We start from the raw sequence: 16,856 nt of genomic DNA on the forward strand, positions 1-16,856 counted from the left end.
ATGTGACATTGCACTGACAACCCGTCGGATACGGGTTTCGATGCGCGGGCTGCTCAGGGCCGTGCGCCGGATGCGTGCGAGGCCCCGTTCACCGTCCCGGCGCCGTACGCGCCCACAGCGACCTCACGTGCCCGAGATGCCGCGCCATGCACGCCTGTGCCCCCGCGGCGTCACCCGCCAGCGCCAGATCCAGCAGTTCCAGGTGTTCCTGCGCCGAAGGCAGCAGCTCGCCCCGCTCGTCGAGACCGGTCAGACCGTAAAGGCGGGAGCGTTTGCGCAGGTCGCCGACGGTCTCGACGAGCCGCGCGTTGCCGGAGAGGGCGAGCAGGTCCAGGTGGAAGCGGCGGTCGGCCTCCAGGTAGCCGATGAGGTCATGGGCCCGCGCGGCGGCGACGATCGCCTCGGCGAGCGGGCGGAGCGCGGCCAGCTGCTCGCGGGAGGCCGTGCGGGCCACCCGCCCCACGGTCGGCACTTCGATCAGGGCCCGTATCTCCGCGAACTGGTCCAGGTCGCGTTCGCTCACCTCGGTCACCCGGAAGCCCTTGTTGCGCACCGGCTCGACCAGGCCCTCGCGCGCGAGGTCGAGCATCGCTTCCCGTACGGGTGTCGCCGAGATCCCGAACCCGGCGGCGAGCGCGGGGGCGGAGTACACGGTGCCGGGGCGGAGTTCACCGGCGATCAGGGCGGCGCGCAGGGCGTGGGCGGCCCGGTCGCGCAGCCGTTCCTGGCCGGTGATCGGTCCGAGGTGCTGCACATCGCCCCCTGGCTGGGCCCCTCGACGGGCGTCTGCGTACCCGGCGTGAACTGGGGCCCAGCGTACAAGGCGAGGCCGGGTCAGGGGATGTGCGCGGGAGTTGGCTCCGTGGCCGGCGGGGGGCGGTCAGTGCGATGTCGGCCGAATCTTCAGTTCGAAACTGCCCCGGGGCTCGGAGCCGAACGGCCCCGCGTGCGCGTCGAACGACGACCCGCCGTACCGCTTGTCCAGTACGGACAGCGACCAGGTCGCCGGGGCGGCGAGCGTGGCGAGGCAGGCGGCGGCGAGGGCGAGGGCGCCGAGCGGACGGCGGCGCGTACGGAGCCGGGGGACGAATACCGCGACCCCGAGCGCCGCGACCCCGAGCAGCCCGGCCGTCGCGACGAGCGGCGTCAGCCACGGCGCGAAGTCCGCCTGCCCGGCCGCGAGATACCCGGCCCAGGCCGCCTGCGCCGCGACGGTCACGGGGAGGGCGAGGCGGACGGCGCGGCTGCCGCGGTCCGCACGGTGCGCGCGCCACATGGCGACGGCCCCGGCCGCGCTCAGGGCCGCGAGCGCGGGCGCCAGACCCGCCACGTACGCCGTGTGCGGTACGGGGACGACGCACAGCACCGCCGCCGTGGTCAGCAGCCAGGTGCCCCACATCACGTAACCGGCGCGCGTCCGGTCCGTACGGGGACGCCCGCGGCTGCGGAACAGGCCGAAGGCGAGGCCGAGCAGGGCCAGTGGGTAGAGCCAGCCGATCTGCCGCACCAGCCGCTCGCCGACCAGCTTGTGCGGCGGGTTGTTCTCCGGGTCCGAAGCCGTGATGCCGCCGCGTCCGGCGCTCCGCGCGGCGCCGCCGCCACCGGACTTCGCGGTCCCGTCCGTGCTGAAGGTGGCGCTGTTGCCCGACTGCCCGAACCGGCCGAATCCGTTGTAGTCGAAGACCATGGAGAAGGCACTGTCGCCCGAGGAGCCGCCCACCTGCGGGCGGACGTCCTTGGGCGTGAACGTCATCAGCAGCACCCAGGACAGCGACACCGCGCCCATGACCACCCCGGCGGTCAGCAGATGGCCGAGCCGCCTGCGGAGCGTGACCGGCGCCGCGAGCAGGTAGCCCACGGCGAGCGCGGGCACGATCAGCCACGCCTGCATCATCTTGGCCTGGAAGCCCAGGCCCACCCAGACCCCGGCGAGCAGCAGCGCTCCGAGGCGCCCGCCTCGCACCGCCCGCTGGTACTGGTCCACCGCCAGCACCAGGCACATGATCAGGGACGCGTCGGGGATCGCGTGGCCGAACATGGAGGCCGCCACGGGGGTGAGGGTGAAGAGGCCGGCCGCCAGGAGACCGGCAGCGGCGCCCTGCCAGCGGCGTACGACGCGGTACATGACCAGCACGGAGACGACGCCCTCGACGCACTGCGGCAGGGTCAGGGCCCAGTCGTGGAAGCCGAAGAGACGGGCGGAGAGGGCCTGCGGCCACAGAAAGCCGCCGATCTTGTCGAGGGTGACGGTGGCGGCGGGGTCGAAGGCGGTGAAGAGGAACGCCTTCCAGCTCTCGGCCATGCTGCGGGCGGCGGTCGAGTAGAACGGGGCCAGGCCGCTGCTGGTGATGTTCCACGCGTACAGCAGTCCGGCCAGCGCGGCGATCACGAGCAGGGCGGGGCGCGCCCACGGGGGCTGTCCGTCCGGGGAGCGCCACAACTCCCAGCGGCGGCGCGAGCGTTGGCGCGTCGCTGCGCGCCGGGACGCGCGCGTCGCGGTGGCGGAGGCGGACGGCGGGGACGGGGCCGAAGGCACGGGGGATGCGGACATGGCAACGGGGCCTCCCGGTCACGGGTGCGGGCGGGGCGGGACGTCCGCGCCGATGGTGGCCCCCTGTGGCGGGACGGGCAAGGGAGGCGATTGACCGGGAATTGTCCGGGAGATGACCGCGCAGCTCAGCGGAGCGGACGTCGCGGCGCTCCGGACAATGTCCGGGCGGCGGGCGGTCATCCGGCGGTGTGCGGGCTGTACGGAATACGACGTACGGCGCGTACGAGGGCGGTGTGCCGGCGGGTCGTTACGGGGGCGTGGGAGCCGTTACGGGGCCCCGGCGTCGCGGGACGCGGCCCCGTCGCCACCGTCCTCCGCCGCCCGGCCGCCGTCCCTGTCCTCCGCCGCCGGACCGCCGTCCGCGGCGCGCCGGTCCGTACGCGGCGGATGGACGGTGAGTTCGGCGACGGCACCGCCGTCCGGGGCGTTCGAGAAGCGCAGGGTCGTACCGAGGACCCGCGCCTGCCCCACGGCGATCGTCAGCCCGAGCCCGTGCCCGCCGTCCTTCCTGCCGTTCTTCGGACGGCTGCGGAAGCGCTGCGGGCCCTCGGCGAGCAGCTCGTCGGGATAGCCGTCGCCGTGGTCGCGGACCGTGACGACCGGCCCGTCCACGGTCAGGACCACCGGCGGACGGCCGTGCTTGTGCGCGTTGACGACGAGGTTGCCCAGCACCCGCTCCAGCCTGCGCTGGTCGGTCTCCACCTCGCAGTCCCGCACCACCCGCACCTCGGCCTCCTGCCCGGTGCCCCGTACGGCGCGCTCGGCCAGCGGCCCGAGCCGGTGCACGTCGAGGTCGGCTCGCTCCACCTCCGCGTCCAGCCGGGAGATCTCCAGCAGGTCCTCGGTCAGCCGGCGCATGGCCTGCACGCGCTCCTGGACCATCTCGGTGGGCCGCCCCGGCGGCAGCAGCTCGGCGGCCGCGTGCAGCCCGGTCAGCGGGGTGCGCAGCTCATGGGCCACATCGGCGGTGAACCGCTGCTCGCTGTGCAGCTTGCTCTGCAGGCTCGCGGCCATCGCGTCGAGCGCGGCGGCCACGGCGGCTGTCTCGTCCCGGGCGTACTCGGGCCGCTGCGCGCGGGGATCGTCCACCCGGGCGTCGAGGTCACCGGTGCTGATGCGGCGGGCCACCTGCGCGGTGCGGTGCAGGCGCCGGGTGACGCTCCGGGTGGCGTACAGGCCGACGATGAGGGTCAGGGTGATCGCGACGGCCGCCGACCCGATGATGGCCTGGTCCAGGCCGCTGATGACGGTCGCCCGCTGGCTGTAGTCCTGGCCGACGGCCAGCGCCTTCCCGTCGGCCGGTGTCACCGCCCACATGACCGGGCGGCCGTCCCGCAGCTGCCCGAGCTGGGTGCCGCGCTCGCCCCGCCGCGCCATGTCCCGCAGGGCGGGCGGCAGCTCCGGCGGGTCCAGGCGCGCGTCACGGCCGAGCGGCTCCCCGGCCACGTACGACGCGACGACCGAGTCCAGCCGTACCAGCGCCGCGTCCCTGGCCTGGTGCTCGGTCTGCCGGCTGACCAGGACGTGGACGAGAATGCCGAGCACCGAGGCCAGGAAACAGCACATGACCATGATGAACAGGGCGGCCTTCCAGCGCAGCGTCGCCGTCCAGGACGGCAGGCGCAGCCGCCGGCGCGCGCGGTCCCGGGCCGTACGGGCGCTCATCGCGCGGCCTTCGGGCGCGCGGGCGCGGTGCGGCCGGACCGCACCGGGTCGAACTCCATCGCCCGCAGCTCCATGGCCTGCGCGCGCTCGTCCCAGGAGTAGACCGTGCGCATCTCGTACCCGGCCGAGCCGCTGGGCTCGCGCAGAATCACCTCCTGGCCGGTCACCTCGACCGACAGCGGCCGGGCGGCGGCGTCCATGATGCGGGTGACCTTTCTGTCGCGGACCGTGAAGACCCAGATGGCCACCTGGTCGTCCGTACCCTCCGCTATGCCGACGATCAGCTCGTCCTTCCCGTCACCGTTGAGGTCCCGGTAGCGGGGAGCCCGTACGGGGCACTTCGGCCGCTGCCGCCGGTCGGCGGTGCAGCGTCGGATCTCCCGCAGGGTGCCCGGGTTGAACTGCGGCCCGCTGTGACCGTCACCGCCCGCGGCGGTCTGCGCCTTGACGATGTCCAGCCATGACACCCGGTGGATGTCCCCCGACGGCACCTCGGGCACCCCGTGCAGCGGCGCGGGTCTGGTGTCCGTGCTCTCCTTGCCGTCCGTGTCCCGGGGCGGCAGCGGGGGCTCGTCCCACAGCTGCGCGGGGGCCGAGACGCCCGGTGCCGGCCCGGCGCTGCGCGCTTCCCCGGTCCCGGTGCAGCCGCTCACCAAGGAGACCGCCGTCGCCCCGGCGACGGCCGGCAGCCAGGCCCGTACCTGTCCGGTGAGCGGCGGCCGTGGGCGGGGAAAAGGCACAGTGTTTCCAGTCGGTGGCTTGCAGGAGCGCGGGCGTCGGGCCCACGCGAACATGATGTTGGCTCTTTTCTGTTGCGGCAATCCGGCGGTTGTGTAACGACCACCCATAAAGCGTTGAACGGTGCCGTTACTCTTCCGGCCGGAGCCGTTCGTCGCGCGGCGGTCCGCCCCGGCCTCCGGGCGCATCTGTTCGGGAATTCTCCGGGGGCCCGCACACGCGAGGAATAGCCGGGCGATTCCGGATGCGCGGGTGGCGGATCGGTATTCCGCGAGCGTTCACCGGCGCATTGCCCGGTGTGTTTCACGAGGCCCTCAGCCGCTTCCCGCCCCGCCCGGACCAGCCATCGCCACCAGCGCGACCGCCGCCTCACGGGCGCGCAGCGCCGTGTCCGGATCGCCGCTGATCGTGGCCGTGGTGATCGCGCCGTCGAGCAGCAGCGCCAACTGGCCGGCCAGTGCTTCCGGGGCGCTGACGGGCAGTTTCCTTACGAGGTCCACGAGGTACGCGTGCACGGCGTCCTTGTGGTCGCGCGCGGCGCGGGCCACGCCCTCCGACACGGCGCCCAGTTCCCCGTACGCGTTGATGAAGGCGCAGCCGCGGAAGCCGGGTCCGGTGAACCAGGTGTGCAGCCAGTCGAAGACGGCGGCCGGCGCGTCCTGCGGCGTGGCGGCGTGTGCGTCGACGTACCCGGCGAGGGCGGTGCGCCAGCGCTCGTCGCGGTGGCGCAGGTACGCCTCCACCAGCTCGTGCTTGGACGGGAAGGACTGGTACAGCCGCTTCAGCGACACGCCCGAGGCGCCGCGGATCTCGTCCATGCCGACGGCCTGGATGCCCCGTGCGTAGAACAGCTCCTCGGCGGCGTCCAGCAGCCGTACCCGGGCTTCTTCCTGTTGCACCAAGCCTCCCGCTTTCCCTGAGAACGACCGTTCTCTAGAGTAGCGGACAGCGCGGAGAACGGCCGTTCTCCGTGTGGTTCCCCCTGCAAGGAGGCCGTCATGGCACCACGTCCCCCGCTCCCGCCGTTCGACCGGGAGACCGCGCTGAAGAAGGTCCAGGCCGCCGAGGACGCCTGGAACACCCGCGACCCCGAACACGTCGCGCTCGCCTACACCGAGGACTCGGTCTGGCGCAACCGCGGCACCTTCCTCACCGGGCGCGCCGAGATCACGGCCTTCCTCCGCGAGAAGTGGGCGCGCGAACTCGACTACGCGCTGCGCAAGGAACTGTGGGCCTACCAGGACGACCGGATCGCGGTGCGGTTCCAGTACGAGTGCCGCGACGCGGACGGCCAGTGGTGGCGCAGCTACGGCAACGAACTGTGGGAGTTCACCGGCGAAGGGCTGATGCGGCGGCGGGAGGCCAGTATCGACGACGTACGGATCGACGCGGCGGAGCGGCGCATCTTCGGTCCGCGGCCGGACGCGGAGCGCGGGGCCCTCGTCCCGGTGCGGTGAGCTGAGCACGGCCCGGGGCCGTGACGCACCCCGCCCCGCCGGGACATCCCGGCGGGGCGGAGCCGTGCGGTGGTACGGCGCGGCCGTTGACGACGACAGGGCGCGCCGGAGGCTGCGTCGGGTGACGCCTACTTCACGTTGATCCCGGTCCAGGCGGCCGCGACCGTCTTGTACTCGGTGCTGTTGGCGCCGTACAGGTCGGCGGCGGCCTTCAGCGTGCCGGTGCGGGCGCCCGCGTACTTCGTGGTGGAGGTGAAGTACGTGGTCAGCGCGCGGTACCAGATCTTCTCGGCCTTGGCGCGGCCGATGCCGGTGACCTTCGAGTTGTCGTAGGTCGGGCTGTTGTAGGTCACGCCGTTGATGGTCTTCGTGCCGCTGCCCTCGGACACCAGGTAGAACCAGTGGTTGGCCGGGCCCGAGGAGTAGTGCACGTCGACGCCGCCCAGCGACGAGGACCAGTAGTCCTTGGACGCGCCGTCCTTGGAGGGCTTGTCCATGTAGCGCAGCGGGGTGCCGTCACCGTTGATGTCGATCTTCTCGCCGATGAGGTAGTCGCCCTTGTCGACCGCGTTGTTGGCGTAGAACTCGGCCGCCGTGCCGAAGATGTCGGACGTCGCCTCGTTCAGACCGCCCGACTCACCGCTGTAGTTGAGCTTGGCGGTGGCGGCGGTGACACCGTGGCTCATCTCGTGGGCGGCCACGTCCAGCGCGGTCAGCGGGTTGCTGTTGTTCTGGCCGTCGCCGTACGTCATGCAGAAGCAGGAGTCCTGCCAGAACGCGTTGACGTAGCTGTTGCCGTAGTGGACGCGGGAGTAGGCGGCCTTGCCGTCGTTGCGGATGCCGCTGCGGCCGTGCACGTTCTTGTAGTAGTCCCAGGTCACCGCCGCGCCGTAGTGCGCGTCGACGGCCGCGGTCTGGCGGCCGCCGCCCCACTTGTCGTCGGCGTCGGTGAAGAGCGTGCCGGTGCCGGACGTGCCCTGCTTGAGGTCGTACGTCTTGTGGCCGCCGCGGGCGCCGTCGGTGAGGTTGTAGGTGCTGCCGCTCTTGGTCGTGGTGAGCGGGACGGTGCCGCTGTAGGAGCTGGTGCCTGTACCGGTCTCGATCGTCTCGTCCTGGAAGAGCTTCTTGCCGGTCTTCGCGTCGGTGACGACGTGCAGCTCGCTGGGCGTGCCGTCCTTCTGGACGCCGGTGACCACGGTCTCGTACGCGAGGACCGGCTTGCCGGAGGCGGCCCAGATCACCTTGCGCGGCGCGTTCTTGGCCTCGGCCTTGGTGTTCTTCTCGGCGGCGGAGGCGGACAGCGCGCTCTTCTCGGCGGCGGCCGCCGGCTGCGCGGCGTCCGTGGTGGGCACGGCTATCTCGGCCTGCGTCGCCTTGTCGACCGTGCGGGTGCCGTTCTTCTTCTCGTGTACGACCAGGTCCCCGCCGAGGACCGGCAGGCCCTCGTAGGTGCGCTCGTAGCGCGTGTGCACCGTGCCGTCCGCGTCCTTGATGACGTCGCGGGCGATCAGCTTCTCCTGGCTGCCGAGCCCGATCTTCTGCGCGGTACCGGCGGCGTCCGCCTGGGCGCTCTTGATCGCGGCGACGCGCTGCTGGCCGGAGAGCGCGAGGGCGCCGGTCGCGGCGTCGGGCTGGGCGGTCGCCGAACCGGTCTGGAAGGCGACCGCGACCATGGCGGCGGAGGCGACCAGGGCGGCGGCACGGAGGGAGTGCTTGCGGGGGGTGGAGGTCATGCGTCTCAACTCAGTCTCCTAGCGCGGGCCGTACGGTTGCGGCCCGAATGAGGGGGAGGGCGCGCCCTGTCGGGCCGCCCGGTGGTGCAGGAGTGAATCGAGAGGAGAGTGCCATCACCTGACCGGTCTTGTCAGGTCTTCAACAAGGATTTCACATGGGGTTTGACGAAATGCGGTTGTTTGTCATCGATTTGCGGCCGGTGAGCGACCGATTGTGAACAGCACGGTGAACGCGCGCCGGCGGTCCGGGGACCGAGTGTCGGGCGGTACGGAAGGGACGGGAGGGGCGGCATGCCGGAGGCCCGGCATCCGCGCGGGGATGCCGGGCCTCCGTACCCGTACGGCCGGACTACGTCAGGACGTGGGCAGCTTCGCGGACCAGGCGGTCACGGACAGCGTGCCGTTGTCCACCTCCTGATCGAACGGGACAACGCTGTGCGCGTTGCTGCCCGTCGGGGAGATCTGGAGGCTCTTGGCGTGCGCGGTGTTCGCGCCGGTGTGCGTCCACACCAGATCGGCGTAGGCGCTCCGGCCCGGCTTCAGCGTGACCCGGTGCACGCCCGGGTCCTTGGCGAAGTACGTGTCACCGTGCCGCACCGTGGTCTTCAGCGCCGTGTGCCCGGCACCCTCCAGCGCCAGGCCCGGGTAGCCGGATATCGCGCAGGTGACCTTGCCGGTGTTCTGCACCCGCAGGTACGTGCCCGCGTGGTTCATCCCGTGCTGGCTGCCGCCCGCGTCGGTGGTGGTCGCCTTCAGCGTCCCCGGCTGGCACTCCCCGGCACCCGCCGGTGCGGCGGCGGAGGCGACACCCGTACCCGCTCCGGCGGCGAGCGCGACGGCGGCGGCAACGGCGGCAGCGGTACGCAGACCACGCATGGTCGATCAACTCCTCTCTCCCCGGGGCCCGGGGAGAACGATCAGTGATGCACCCACCCGCCTGCCCCATGGACCCGACTCGATACGTACTCGGTCGCGGCTTTGGCCGCATCCGGTCGCATCCGTGCGGCAGTGGACGGAAACGTGCACCCCGTGCTTCCTTCTTGCGTGCCGTCCACTCTGGGCGGCGCCGCTGTCGATCGGCTAACGGGCCGCTAACGTCCGGGCGCTGTGATCCGGGCGGGACTCACTCCGGCCCCAGCCGGCCGTCGAGCGCGGCACCGACCTCCGGGCAGCTCGCGCGGACGGTGTCGAGGAACGCGGCCAGCACGGGGGAGCTGTCCCGCGTGGCGAACGACAGGACCAGGTCGGGCAGCCGGGCCGGTGGGGTCACCCGGCAGAACCAGGCGCCCTTGCGCGGGACCGCCGTCATCCGCGAGGGCCCCAGTCCGACCCCCACGCCGGACACGGCAAGGCTGATGATCGTGTGCACGTCCCGGGCGACCGTGGCACTGTGACAGGCCGCCGAGTCCTCGCCCAGCAAGGCGCTCAACGCGATGCCGATGGCCGGTTCGTCGTCGCAGGACGCCACGATCAGGTGCTGTTGCCGCAGCTGCGCCACGCTCACCGAAGGACGGCCCGCATAGGGGTGCGCCGTACCGACGACGGCGGTCAGATGATCGCGCCCGATGGTCACGGACGTCAGGTTCTCCGCCCCCCGGCCGCGTGGCCGCCCCAGCCCGACCGCCACGTCCAGCTCACCGGCGACCAAGGCGGCGGTGCTCCGGCTGGTCGCCATCTCGTGCAGCTCCAGCCGCACTTCGGGGCGTTCCCGGCCGAACCGGCCGAGCACCCCGGGGAGCGGATCGAGCAGGGCCGAGGCGATGAAGCCCAGCCGCAGCCTGCCCGTCTCGCCGCGGGCGGCGCGCTGCGCGTCGGTCACGGCCGACGCCATCTCCGCCAGGGCCCGCCGGGCCCGGTCGAGGAACGCCGTACCCGCGGCCGTCGGGAAGACACCCTGCCGCGTACGGTCGAACAGCCGCGCGCCCACTTCCCGTTCCAGGTCGGCGATCTGCTTGGACAGCGGGGGCTGCGCGATGCCGAGCGCCTCGGCCGCCCGGCCGAAGTGCTGGTGGTCGGCGAGGGCAAGGGCGTACCGCAGGTGCCGCGCTTCCACGGCCGGCTCCTTCCGTACGGGCGATGCCACGGTGATACCTGAGAAGTATCGTCGGCCCGCTTCCCAGATCTCAACATAGATGAGAGACCCGCACGCGAGGTGTGCTGGGGCCATGTCCGACACCGATCTCGAAACCACGGTCTTCGTCTTCGTCCACGGCGCCTGGCACAGCTCGTGGCAATGGGGAGCCACCCAGCGCGCGCTCGCCGCACTCGGCGCCGCGAGCGTCGCCGTCGACCTCCCGGGCCACGGCTTCGACGCGCCCGTACCCACGGGCTACGCCCTCCCCGGTCAACCCGCCCTGACCACCGAGAAGTCGCAGCTCGCCACCTTGACCATGGAGGAGTGCGCCGACTCCGTCCTGGCCGCGCTGCGCAGCGTGCGCCGCTTCCGTACGGTCGTGCTCGTCGCGCACAGCGCGGGCGGCGGACCCGCGTCGCTGGCGGCCGAGCGCGCTCCCGAACTGGTGGACCGGATCGTCTACCTCACCGCCTTCGTGCCCGCCGGCCGCCCGCGCAGCTCCGACTACGCGGCGGCGCCCGAGAACGCCGCCGCGCTCGGCCGGGGACTGCCGGTCGGCGACCCGGACGCGCTGGGCGCCGTCCGTATCAACCCGCTGTCCCCCGACCCCGAGTACATCGAGGAGCTGCGGCAGACCCACTACCAGGACACTCCCGCGGACCGGTTCGACCGCTGGCGCCTGGCGCTGAGCCCCGACCTGCCCCTGGCGATCATCGAATCCCCGGTGGAGCTGACCGCCGGGCGGTGGGGCCGGATACCCCGGGTGTTCCTGCGCTGCGCCGACGACCGGGCCCTGCCGCCCGCCACCCAGGATCTGATGATCACCGAGGCAGACCGCGCCGTGCCCGGCAATCCCTTCACCGTGCGCACCCTGCCCGGCAGCCACACCCCGTTCGCCGCCCGGCCGCGCGAGCTGGCGGCGGCGCTGGCCGGGAGCGTGCGGCCCGCGGAGGGCCGGTAGCTCGTCGGGAGCGCGGGCGCGCCCGTGGTCAGGGCGCGCCCGCCGTCCGCCGGTCAGTTCATGGTCGACCCGATGGGCGCGCCGGTGGTCAGGAAGGTGGTCGCCGGGAGCGAGCCGTCCGCGCGGCGCGGGCCGTACGCGGTACGGGCGTCCGTCGACCGGAACGGGGGCGTCGCCACCCCGTGGTCCCAGGTGTTCCCGGACGACGCGGCGGCGGAGCCCACCTTCGCCGGCCGGCCACCGTTGGCGACGGCCAGGTTCTTCGACAGGCGGGCCTTGCCGGTGGCGAAGTAGAAGCCCTCCTTCTTGTTGGCGTAGGCCGTGTTGCGCGTCAGCACGGTCGCGCCGGGATTGCTGTTCTCGGTGAAGCCGTGCAGCGTGTTGTCCCAGGCCGCGTTGTTGTTCACCACGTGCGCGGCGACCGTACCGCCGCCGCCCAGCTTGAAGCCGTTCCCATTGCCCTCGAACGCCGGGTCGTTCCAGCGGTTCTTGCCGTTGCCGTACGCCCAGGTGTGCTCGATGGTGACCGGACCCGCGAACTTCCACAGGTCCAGCCCGTCGTCCGCGTTGTTGAACAGCCGTGCACCGGTGATCCGGTTGCCCTTGCCCGAACCGAACTTCACGGCGATGCCGTCGGCGTTCTGGCCGTGCGTGGCCGGGTCGAAGTTGCCGTGACTGTCCAGGTTCTGCACGAGATTGTCGTTGGTGCCCTCGCCGCGCAGCGTGAAACCGGAATTCCCGTTGTCGGCGGTGACCAGATTCCTGAAGACGCCACCGGTGGAGGAAGTGGCCACGAATCCATGGGCGGGGGACTTCTGGAAGGTGAGGTTCTGGACGGTCCAGTAGTCACCGGAAATCCCGGCCAGCCAGGAACCCGCGGGCAGCTTCGACCCGTCGATCCGCACCTTCTCGTTGCCGTACGCGGTCAGGGTGATACGGGCCGACGGCGTGCCGTCGGCGGCGCTCTTGAGGCTCTTGGCCGGGTAGTACGTACCGCCGCGCACCTGAATGACGGTGCCGGCCTTGGCGTGTGCGACGGCGTCCTGGAGGGCCGCGTCGGTCGACACGACGACGGTCTGCGAGGCCGCGCCGGCCGTGCCCGGGGCGAGCCCCAGCCAGGCCCCTCCCGCACCGGCGGCCACGGCGACGGCGGCGGCGATGGTCACGGTACGGGTTTTGCGGTGGCGACCGGTACTGCTCACGGCAGCTGATCCTTTCGTGGGGGACAGACGGCGAGCGGCACTCCGGGCACGCGCCCGCGGGGCCGCTCTCTTCTTGGTGACCGCCGCTCACGGGAAGGTTGCCGCCGACCGTCACAGAACCGGGAATTCCGCCGTCGCATTGTGAGAAATGGAGTTTGCGGGCGGCGTTTCGAAATGCGGTACGGAACCCCTGTAACAGCAGCAACAAGAAGGCCCGTGGTCCGGTGGCGGCGGCGCATGCTACACCGGCGGAAATCCCCGGACCGGGAGAAGCGTATAAATAATCCTCATGAATGAAGATGCGGCCGGGGACGGGAATCGCCCCGGGGTCCGGGCATATCTTTTTCGCGGCAGGACAAGCCGACCATTGAAAGGATGAACAGGTGAGGATTTCAATGAAGATGACCACCGCCCTGGCCTCCAGCGCCATGCTGGCGGCCGCCCTCCTCGGTGCGGGTGGCGCCACCCAGGCGTTCGCGGCGCCCGCTGACCCGGCCGCCCAGACGTGGACGCATTCCGTCCAGAACGATGCGCACAACACCAATATCGATGCCTATTACGGTACCGGAGTGGTGACGCGGACCGCGGACTACGTATACCAGGTCTGGAAGGGGACCCGCGTCGGAAAGACCGAAGCGGGGGTGGGTGTTTACACCATCAAGCCGGTCGTTCCGCCCTCGCCGGTGGGTTATGGCGGGAAGTGCCTGACCTTCAACGGGGAGAACGTCCAGGTTACTTTGGAAAAGTGCGTCGACGGCCAGGTGAATCAGCGCTGGATCGTCAATACGGCGCTGGACAAGACCAGCATCATTCCCGAAAAGGCCCGCGACCTTCGCCTCCAGGCCGAAGCGGGGGACGCGATCCCGCTGAAGCCGCAGAAGGTCGATGACGGAGCCGACCAGTCGTGGATGCTTTATGACAAGGACTGACCAGTAAGGCCCATAGTGAGGGAAGGAGCGGCCCGGCGCCCGGTGGGTGCCGGGCCGCTCCGTGCCGTACCGCCGGAACCGGCCCCCCGGCACGGATGGATACTGATCTTCATGCGTATCGACTTCGATCCGGAACAGTTCGACCGCCAGGGCTTCTACCGGCTGCTCACCGCGTCCGTGGTGCCGCGGCCCATCGCCTGGGTGTCCACCATCTCCGCCGAGGGCGTGGCCAATCTCGCTCCGCACTCGTTCTTCAACATCGCCTGCGTCGCGCCGCCCATCCTCCAGTTCTCGGCCGTCGGCCGGAAGGACTCCCTCCGTAACGTCGAGGAGACCGGGCAGTTCGTGGTCAACTTCGCGCCGGAACAGCTCGCCGAGCAGATCAACGAGACCGCGACCGACTTCCCGCGCGGCGTCAGCGAGTTCGACGAGGTGGGCGTGGCCGCCGAGCCGAGCCTGCGGGTCAAGCCGCCGCGGGTCGCGGCCTCGCCGGTGGCGTTCGAATGCGAACTGCACAGCACGGTGCGGTTCGGCGACTCCACCGTCGTCTTCGGCCGGGTGGTGCACGCGGTCGTGTCGCAGGAGGTCATGACCGACGGCCACCCGGAGATCGACAAGCTGAAGCCGCTGTCCCGCCTGGGCAAGGACGAGTGGGGGACGATCGGCGACGTACGGGAGATCTCCCGTATCCGGCACGCGGACTGGCGGGGGCCGGGCGCGGGGGCCTGAGGGGGCGCGCCGAAAGAGCCGGTCAGGGTACGGGACGCGCGGCCCGCGCCCGTACCCCCGGCACCGGCGGCGAAGCAGCGCGTTTCGTACCCCTCTCACTGCCGTCCACTTCCGCATCACCCTCGTCTCCGAGACTCTGCGGTGACCCGGCCCGCAGACGTAGCGGGCCACCGGCCCCTGGAGATGCGATGACGAGATCGACGGGCTGCTCCGCCGCGGCACCGGACCTCCCCCCGGATGTGCCACCGGCCACGGGCGCCGCCCGCGCCTCCGTGAGCCCGTTCAGCCGCCGCACCGCGCTGCGCGTGGTCGCGGCGACGGCCGTCGGCACGCCCGCCCTGGCGTACGGCGGCGGCACCGCGCACGCCGCCCGGGGCGACCGGCGGCTGCGCACCATGACGTTCAACCTCCGGTACGCGTCGAACGAGCGGCCCAACTCGTGGCCCGAACGCCGCCCGGTCATGCGCGACTTGCTGCACCGGGCGGCGCCGCACCTGCTCGGTACGCAGGAGGGGCTCTACCACCAGCTCCAGGACATCGCGGAGGACCTCGGCGAGGACTACGCCTGGCTCGGCACCGGCCGCGGCGGCGGCAGCCGCGACGAGTTCGCCGCCATCTTCTACGACATCCACCGACTGGCACCGGTCGAGTACGACCACTTCTGGCTGTCCGACACCCCGTACCTGATCGGTTCGGCGACGTGGGGCAACACCGTCATCCGGATGGCGACCTGGGTACGCTTCCGTGACCTGCGGACCGGCGGCGAGTTCTACGCCCTGAACACCCACCTGGACCACCTGAACCAGTACTCGCGCGAGCGCTCCGCCACCCTGATCACCGACCGGCTGCGCCCACTCGACCCGGCGCTGCCGCGCATCGTCACCGGCGACTTCAACGTCCCCGCCCACCACAACCCCGTCTACGACACGATGCTCGCCCGCGGCGGCCTCGTGGACAGCTGGGACACCGCCGAGTCGCGCAGCACCCTGTACGCCACGTACCACGGCTACCGGCCGCTGGTACGGGACGGCGAACGGATCGACTGGATCCTCACCTCGCCGTCGGTCCGCACCCACCGCGCCGTGATCGACACCTTCTCCGAGGACGGGCAGTTCCCCAGCGATCACCTGCCGGTACGGGCGGTGCTGGAGTTGCCCGAGGCATCCAAGAAGTGAGGCGGCGTCTCGTCAGGGCCCGGCCGGGTGGGAGCGGGCGACGGAACCGCCCGTATCAGCCGGTCTGAGCGCTGCGCGCGCTCCCGTTCCCGCCGCCGGCGGCCGCGGCGCCGCTCCTGCCGCGTACCTGGAGCCCGGCCAGCAGGTCGTGCGTCGCGGTCGCCACCGCGTCCACGGCCTGCTCGAACACCTCCCGGTTGTGCGCGGCCGGCGCACGGAACCCGGAGATCTTGCGGACGTACTGGAGAGCAGCCGCCCGGATGTCGTCCTCGGTCACCTCGGGTGTGGCCGGGGGGCGGAGCGTCTTGATACTGCGGCACATAGGTCCAGTGTGCCTCGCGAGGGCGGGGCGGGGGCGGGAACGGAGGGGGAGCGGGGCAGGGGGCGGTCGGGCAGCGGATGTACGTACGTCCGGAACCGGGCGGACCGGCCGGGGCCCGGGACAGCCGCGTGGAGCCGGGCGCCTACTCCAGCCCGGTGACCCGCAGCGTGATGTTGAGGCGGCCACTCGTCAGCCCCGTCGCGGGGTCACCGGTCCCCGGCAGGACCTTGGTCACCCCGTGGTACGCGAAGCGCGACGGCCCGCCGAAGACGAACAGGTCGCCGGAGGCCAGCTCGATGTCGGTGTAGGGCCGGTTGCGGGACTCGGTGTTGCCGAAGCGGAAGACGCAGGTGTCGCCGATGCTGAGCGACACGACCGGGGCGCTGGAGCGTTCGTCCTTGTCCTGGTGCATGCCCATCCTGGCCTGACCGTCGTAGAAATTGATCAGAGCGGTGTCGGGTGTGTAGCCCTCGCCCGCCGTCGCGTCCTCGTACGCATCGGCCAGCGCCGCCCGCCCCAGCTGGACCAGCCAGTCCGGGAACTCGGCGACCCGGGCGCCGTTGACGTCGTCGGCGGTCCGCTTGTACGCGTACGGCTGCCAGTGCCAGCCGAGGCACACCGTCTGTACGGACATGACACCGCCGCGCGGCAGCCGGGTGTGCCGGATCGGCACCGGCCCCCGCGCCCAGCCGCGGCAGGCGGTCACCAGCTCCCGCTGCCGCTCCGGGGACAGCCAGCCGGGTATGTGCACGGCGCCGGGCGTGGGCCGGGACCGTACGGACCCCGGAACCCCGAGGCCGGGCAACGGCATGTTCACGACGATCTCACTCCCGGCCGGTACGCGCGGGGCGCACCACGTACGGTCCTGCCGCTCCCTTCCCGTCCGTTTTCCTCCACCGCCGCTTCCGCTCGGCCGACCCCGGCCGCCGTCCGGTCCACGGCTCTCGTCCATATCTCCAGCAACCGCGCGTACTCCGCGCGGTCCTCTGCCGTCCACGACCGGCCACGGCGAGCGCGCACGAACTGCCGGATCGCCTCGTTCGCGACGGCGGCGGCAGGAGGCGCACCCGTGGAAGGGGGAGGAGTTGGGGGCATGCCATCCATGCTAGGGGCGGGCACTGACAACGCCCCCCCGCCGCAGGCTCCTCGGCGTCCGCACGACCGCCCGGCCCGGCCCCGTGCACCGTACACACGGGGCTGACCTGCTCCGACCGGTACGTGCCCGGTGCACGGAAATCTCCATATGTGTCCAGCCCCACACCCTCCGTCCCCGCCCGCGCGCCACCTCACGGCCCTCCGACGGCCCACGTCGGCCCGCCC

16 protein-coding genes are annotated in these 16,856 nt (G+C 71.9%); 5 read left to right on the plus strand and 11 right to left on the minus strand.

All coding sequences use genetic code 11. From position 1 onward, the window contains the following. Window positions 1-88: 88 nt before the first annotated feature. The 5 genes from ADK86_RS21445 to ADK86_RS21465 form a co-directional block, all read right to left on the minus strand. On the minus strand, window positions 89-754 hold the full coding sequence (locus ADK86_RS21445) for a GntR family transcriptional regulator (RefSeq protein WP_053698030.1): 666 nt from the start codon (window positions 752-754) through the stop codon (window positions 89-91). Between the two features lie 126 nt (window positions 755-880). Next, complete coding sequence (locus ADK86_RS21450) at window positions 881-2,551, minus strand: ArnT family glycosyltransferase (protein WP_078952162.1); 1,671 nt, start codon at window positions 2,549-2,551, stop codon at window positions 881-883. A 267-nt stretch (window positions 2,552-2,818) separates the two neighbouring features. Next, window positions 2,819-4,216 carry a sensor histidine kinase gene (locus ADK86_RS21455; protein ID WP_053698032.1) on the minus strand — a complete coding sequence of 466 codons (1,398 nt, stop codon included), beginning with the start codon at window positions 4,214-4,216 and terminating at the stop codon, window positions 2,819-2,821. Beyond that, the gene (locus ADK86_RS21460) at window positions 4,213-4,956 is read right to left on the minus strand and encodes an FG-GAP repeat protein (protein WP_234345958.1); all 744 of its coding nucleotides are present in this window, start codon (window positions 4,954-4,956) and stop codon (window positions 4,213-4,215) included. The genes ADK86_RS21455 and ADK86_RS21460 overlap by 4 nt, the downstream gene beginning before the upstream one ends. A 312-nt stretch (window positions 4,957-5,268) precedes the next feature. Further along, the gene (locus tag ADK86_RS21465) at window positions 5,269-5,853 is read right to left on the minus strand and encodes a TetR/AcrR family transcriptional regulator (RefSeq protein ID WP_053698033.1); all 585 of its coding nucleotides are present in this window, start codon (window positions 5,851-5,853) and stop codon (window positions 5,269-5,271) included. Between the two features lie 99 nt (window positions 5,854-5,952). Between ADK86_RS21465 and ADK86_RS21470 the strand changes: the two genes are divergently transcribed. Further along, complete coding sequence (locus ADK86_RS21470) at window positions 5,953-6,411, plus strand: nuclear transport factor 2 family protein (protein ID WP_053698034.1); 459 nt, start codon at window positions 5,953-5,955, stop codon at window positions 6,409-6,411. 128 nt (window positions 6,412-6,539) lie between these two features. On the opposite strand, the gene ADK86_RS21475 is transcribed toward ADK86_RS21470, so the two are convergent. The 3 genes from ADK86_RS21475 to ADK86_RS21485 form a co-directional block, all read right to left on the minus strand. Beyond that, window positions 6,540-8,144 (minus strand): M4 family metallopeptidase, encoded by a 1,605-nt coding sequence (locus tag ADK86_RS21475; RefSeq protein ID WP_199834448.1) that lies wholly within the window; start codon window positions 8,142-8,144, stop codon window positions 6,540-6,542. 354 nt (window positions 8,145-8,498) lie between these two features. Continuing rightward, a complete protein-coding gene (locus ADK86_RS21480; RefSeq protein ID WP_053698036.1) occupies window positions 8,499-9,020 on the minus strand; it encodes a DUF4232 domain-containing protein in 522 nt (173 codons plus the stop codon). A 247-nt stretch (window positions 9,021-9,267) separates the two neighbouring features. Further along, a complete protein-coding gene (locus tag ADK86_RS21485; RefSeq protein ID WP_053698037.1) occupies window positions 9,268-10,197 on the minus strand; it encodes a LysR family transcriptional regulator in 930 nt (309 codons plus the stop codon). Window positions 10,198-10,309: 112 nt separating this feature from the next. On the opposite strand from ADK86_RS21485, the gene ADK86_RS21490 reads away from it, so the two are divergent. Further along, entirely contained in the window at window positions 10,310-11,179 is an 870-nt protein-coding gene (locus tag ADK86_RS21490) for an alpha/beta fold hydrolase (protein WP_053698038.1), read from the plus strand. A 53-nt stretch (window positions 11,180-11,232) separates the two neighbouring features. On the opposite strand, the gene ADK86_RS21495 is transcribed toward ADK86_RS21490, so the two are convergent. Then, window positions 11,233-12,381, minus strand: coding sequence for a right-handed parallel beta-helix repeat-containing protein (locus ADK86_RS21495; protein ID WP_053698039.1), 1,149 nt, complete (start codon window positions 12,379-12,381; stop codon window positions 11,233-11,235). 401 nt (window positions 12,382-12,782) lie between these two features. Here ADK86_RS21495 and ADK86_RS21500 point away from each other — a divergent pair, with 401 nt between their 5' ends. From ADK86_RS21500 to ADK86_RS21510, 3 genes are all read left to right on the plus strand, one after another. Continuing rightward, on the plus strand, window positions 12,783-13,310 hold the full coding sequence (locus ADK86_RS21500; protein ID WP_159393907.1) for an RICIN domain-containing protein: 528 nt from the start codon (window positions 12,783-12,785) through the stop codon (window positions 13,308-13,310). Between the two features lie 111 nt (window positions 13,311-13,421). Continuing rightward, a complete protein-coding gene (locus ADK86_RS21505) occupies window positions 13,422-14,039 on the plus strand; it encodes a flavin reductase family protein (RefSeq protein WP_030594745.1) in 618 nt (205 codons plus the stop codon). Window positions 14,040-14,227: 188 nt separating this feature from the next. After that, on the plus strand, window positions 14,228-15,214 hold the full coding sequence (locus ADK86_RS21510; protein ID WP_078952163.1) for an endonuclease/exonuclease/phosphatase family protein: 987 nt from the start codon (window positions 14,228-14,230) through the stop codon (window positions 15,212-15,214). A gap of 55 nt (window positions 15,215-15,269) precedes the next feature. Here the strand turns inward: ADK86_RS21510 and ADK86_RS21515 are convergent, their stop codons facing one another. Both ADK86_RS21515 and ADK86_RS21520 read right to left on the minus strand, forming a co-directional pair. Beyond that, complete coding sequence (locus tag ADK86_RS21515) at window positions 15,270-15,536, minus strand: DUF2277 domain-containing protein (RefSeq protein WP_053698041.1); 267 nt, start codon at window positions 15,534-15,536, stop codon at window positions 15,270-15,272. 142 nt (window positions 15,537-15,678) lie between these two features. Then, window positions 15,679-16,347: an alpha-ketoglutarate-dependent dioxygenase AlkB family protein gene (locus ADK86_RS21520; protein WP_053698049.1), complete on the minus strand. Its 669-nt coding sequence runs from the start codon at window positions 16,345-16,347 to the stop codon at window positions 15,679-15,681. Between the last annotated feature and the right edge of the window lie 509 nt (window positions 16,348-16,856).

The organism is Streptomyces sp. NRRL F-5755, from assembly GCF_001279365.1.
Classification (GTDB): Bacteria; Actinomycetota; Actinomycetes; order Streptomycetales; family Streptomycetaceae; genus Streptomyces; species Streptomyces rimosus.

Excerpts from the sequence above, each read along its gene's own strand:
- ADK86_RS21450 (WP_078952162.1), bottom strand. The coding sequence starts at position 2,551 with ATGTCCGCATCCCCCGTGCCTTCGGCCCCGTCCCCGCCGTCCGCCTCC.
- ADK86_RS21455 (WP_053698032.1), bottom strand. The coding sequence starts at position 4,216 with ATGAGCGCCCGTACGGCCCGGGACCGCGCGCGCCGGCGGCTGCGCCTG.
- ADK86_RS21470 (WP_053698034.1), top strand. The coding sequence starts at position 5,953 with ATGGCACCACGTCCCCCGCTCCCGCCGTTCGACCGGGAGACCGCGCTG.
- ADK86_RS21475 (WP_199834448.1), bottom strand. The coding sequence starts at position 8,144 with ATGACCTCCACCCCCCGCAAGCACTCCCTCCGTGCCGCCGCCCTGGTC.
- ADK86_RS21480 (WP_053698036.1), bottom strand. The coding sequence starts at position 9,020 with ATGCGTGGTCTGCGTACCGCTGCCGCCGTTGCCGCCGCCGTCGCGCTC.
- ADK86_RS21490 (WP_053698038.1), top strand. The coding sequence starts at position 10,310 with ATGTCCGACACCGATCTCGAAACCACGGTCTTCGTCTTCGTCCACGGC.
- ADK86_RS21500 (WP_159393907.1), top strand. The coding sequence starts at position 12,783 with ATGACCACCGCCCTGGCCTCCAGCGCCATGCTGGCGGCCGCCCTCCTC.
- ADK86_RS21505 (WP_030594745.1), top strand. The coding sequence starts at position 13,422 with ATGCGTATCGACTTCGATCCGGAACAGTTCGACCGCCAGGGCTTCTAC.
- ADK86_RS21510 (WP_078952163.1), top strand. The coding sequence starts at position 14,228 with ATGACGAGATCGACGGGCTGCTCCGCCGCGGCACCGGACCTCCCCCCG.
- ADK86_RS21515 (WP_053698041.1), bottom strand. The coding sequence starts at position 15,536 with ATGTGCCGCAGTATCAAGACGCTCCGCCCCCCGGCCACACCCGAGGTG.
- ADK86_RS21520 (WP_053698049.1), bottom strand. The coding sequence starts at position 16,347 with ATGCCGTTGCCCGGCCTCGGGGTTCCGGGGTCCGTACGGTCCCGGCCC.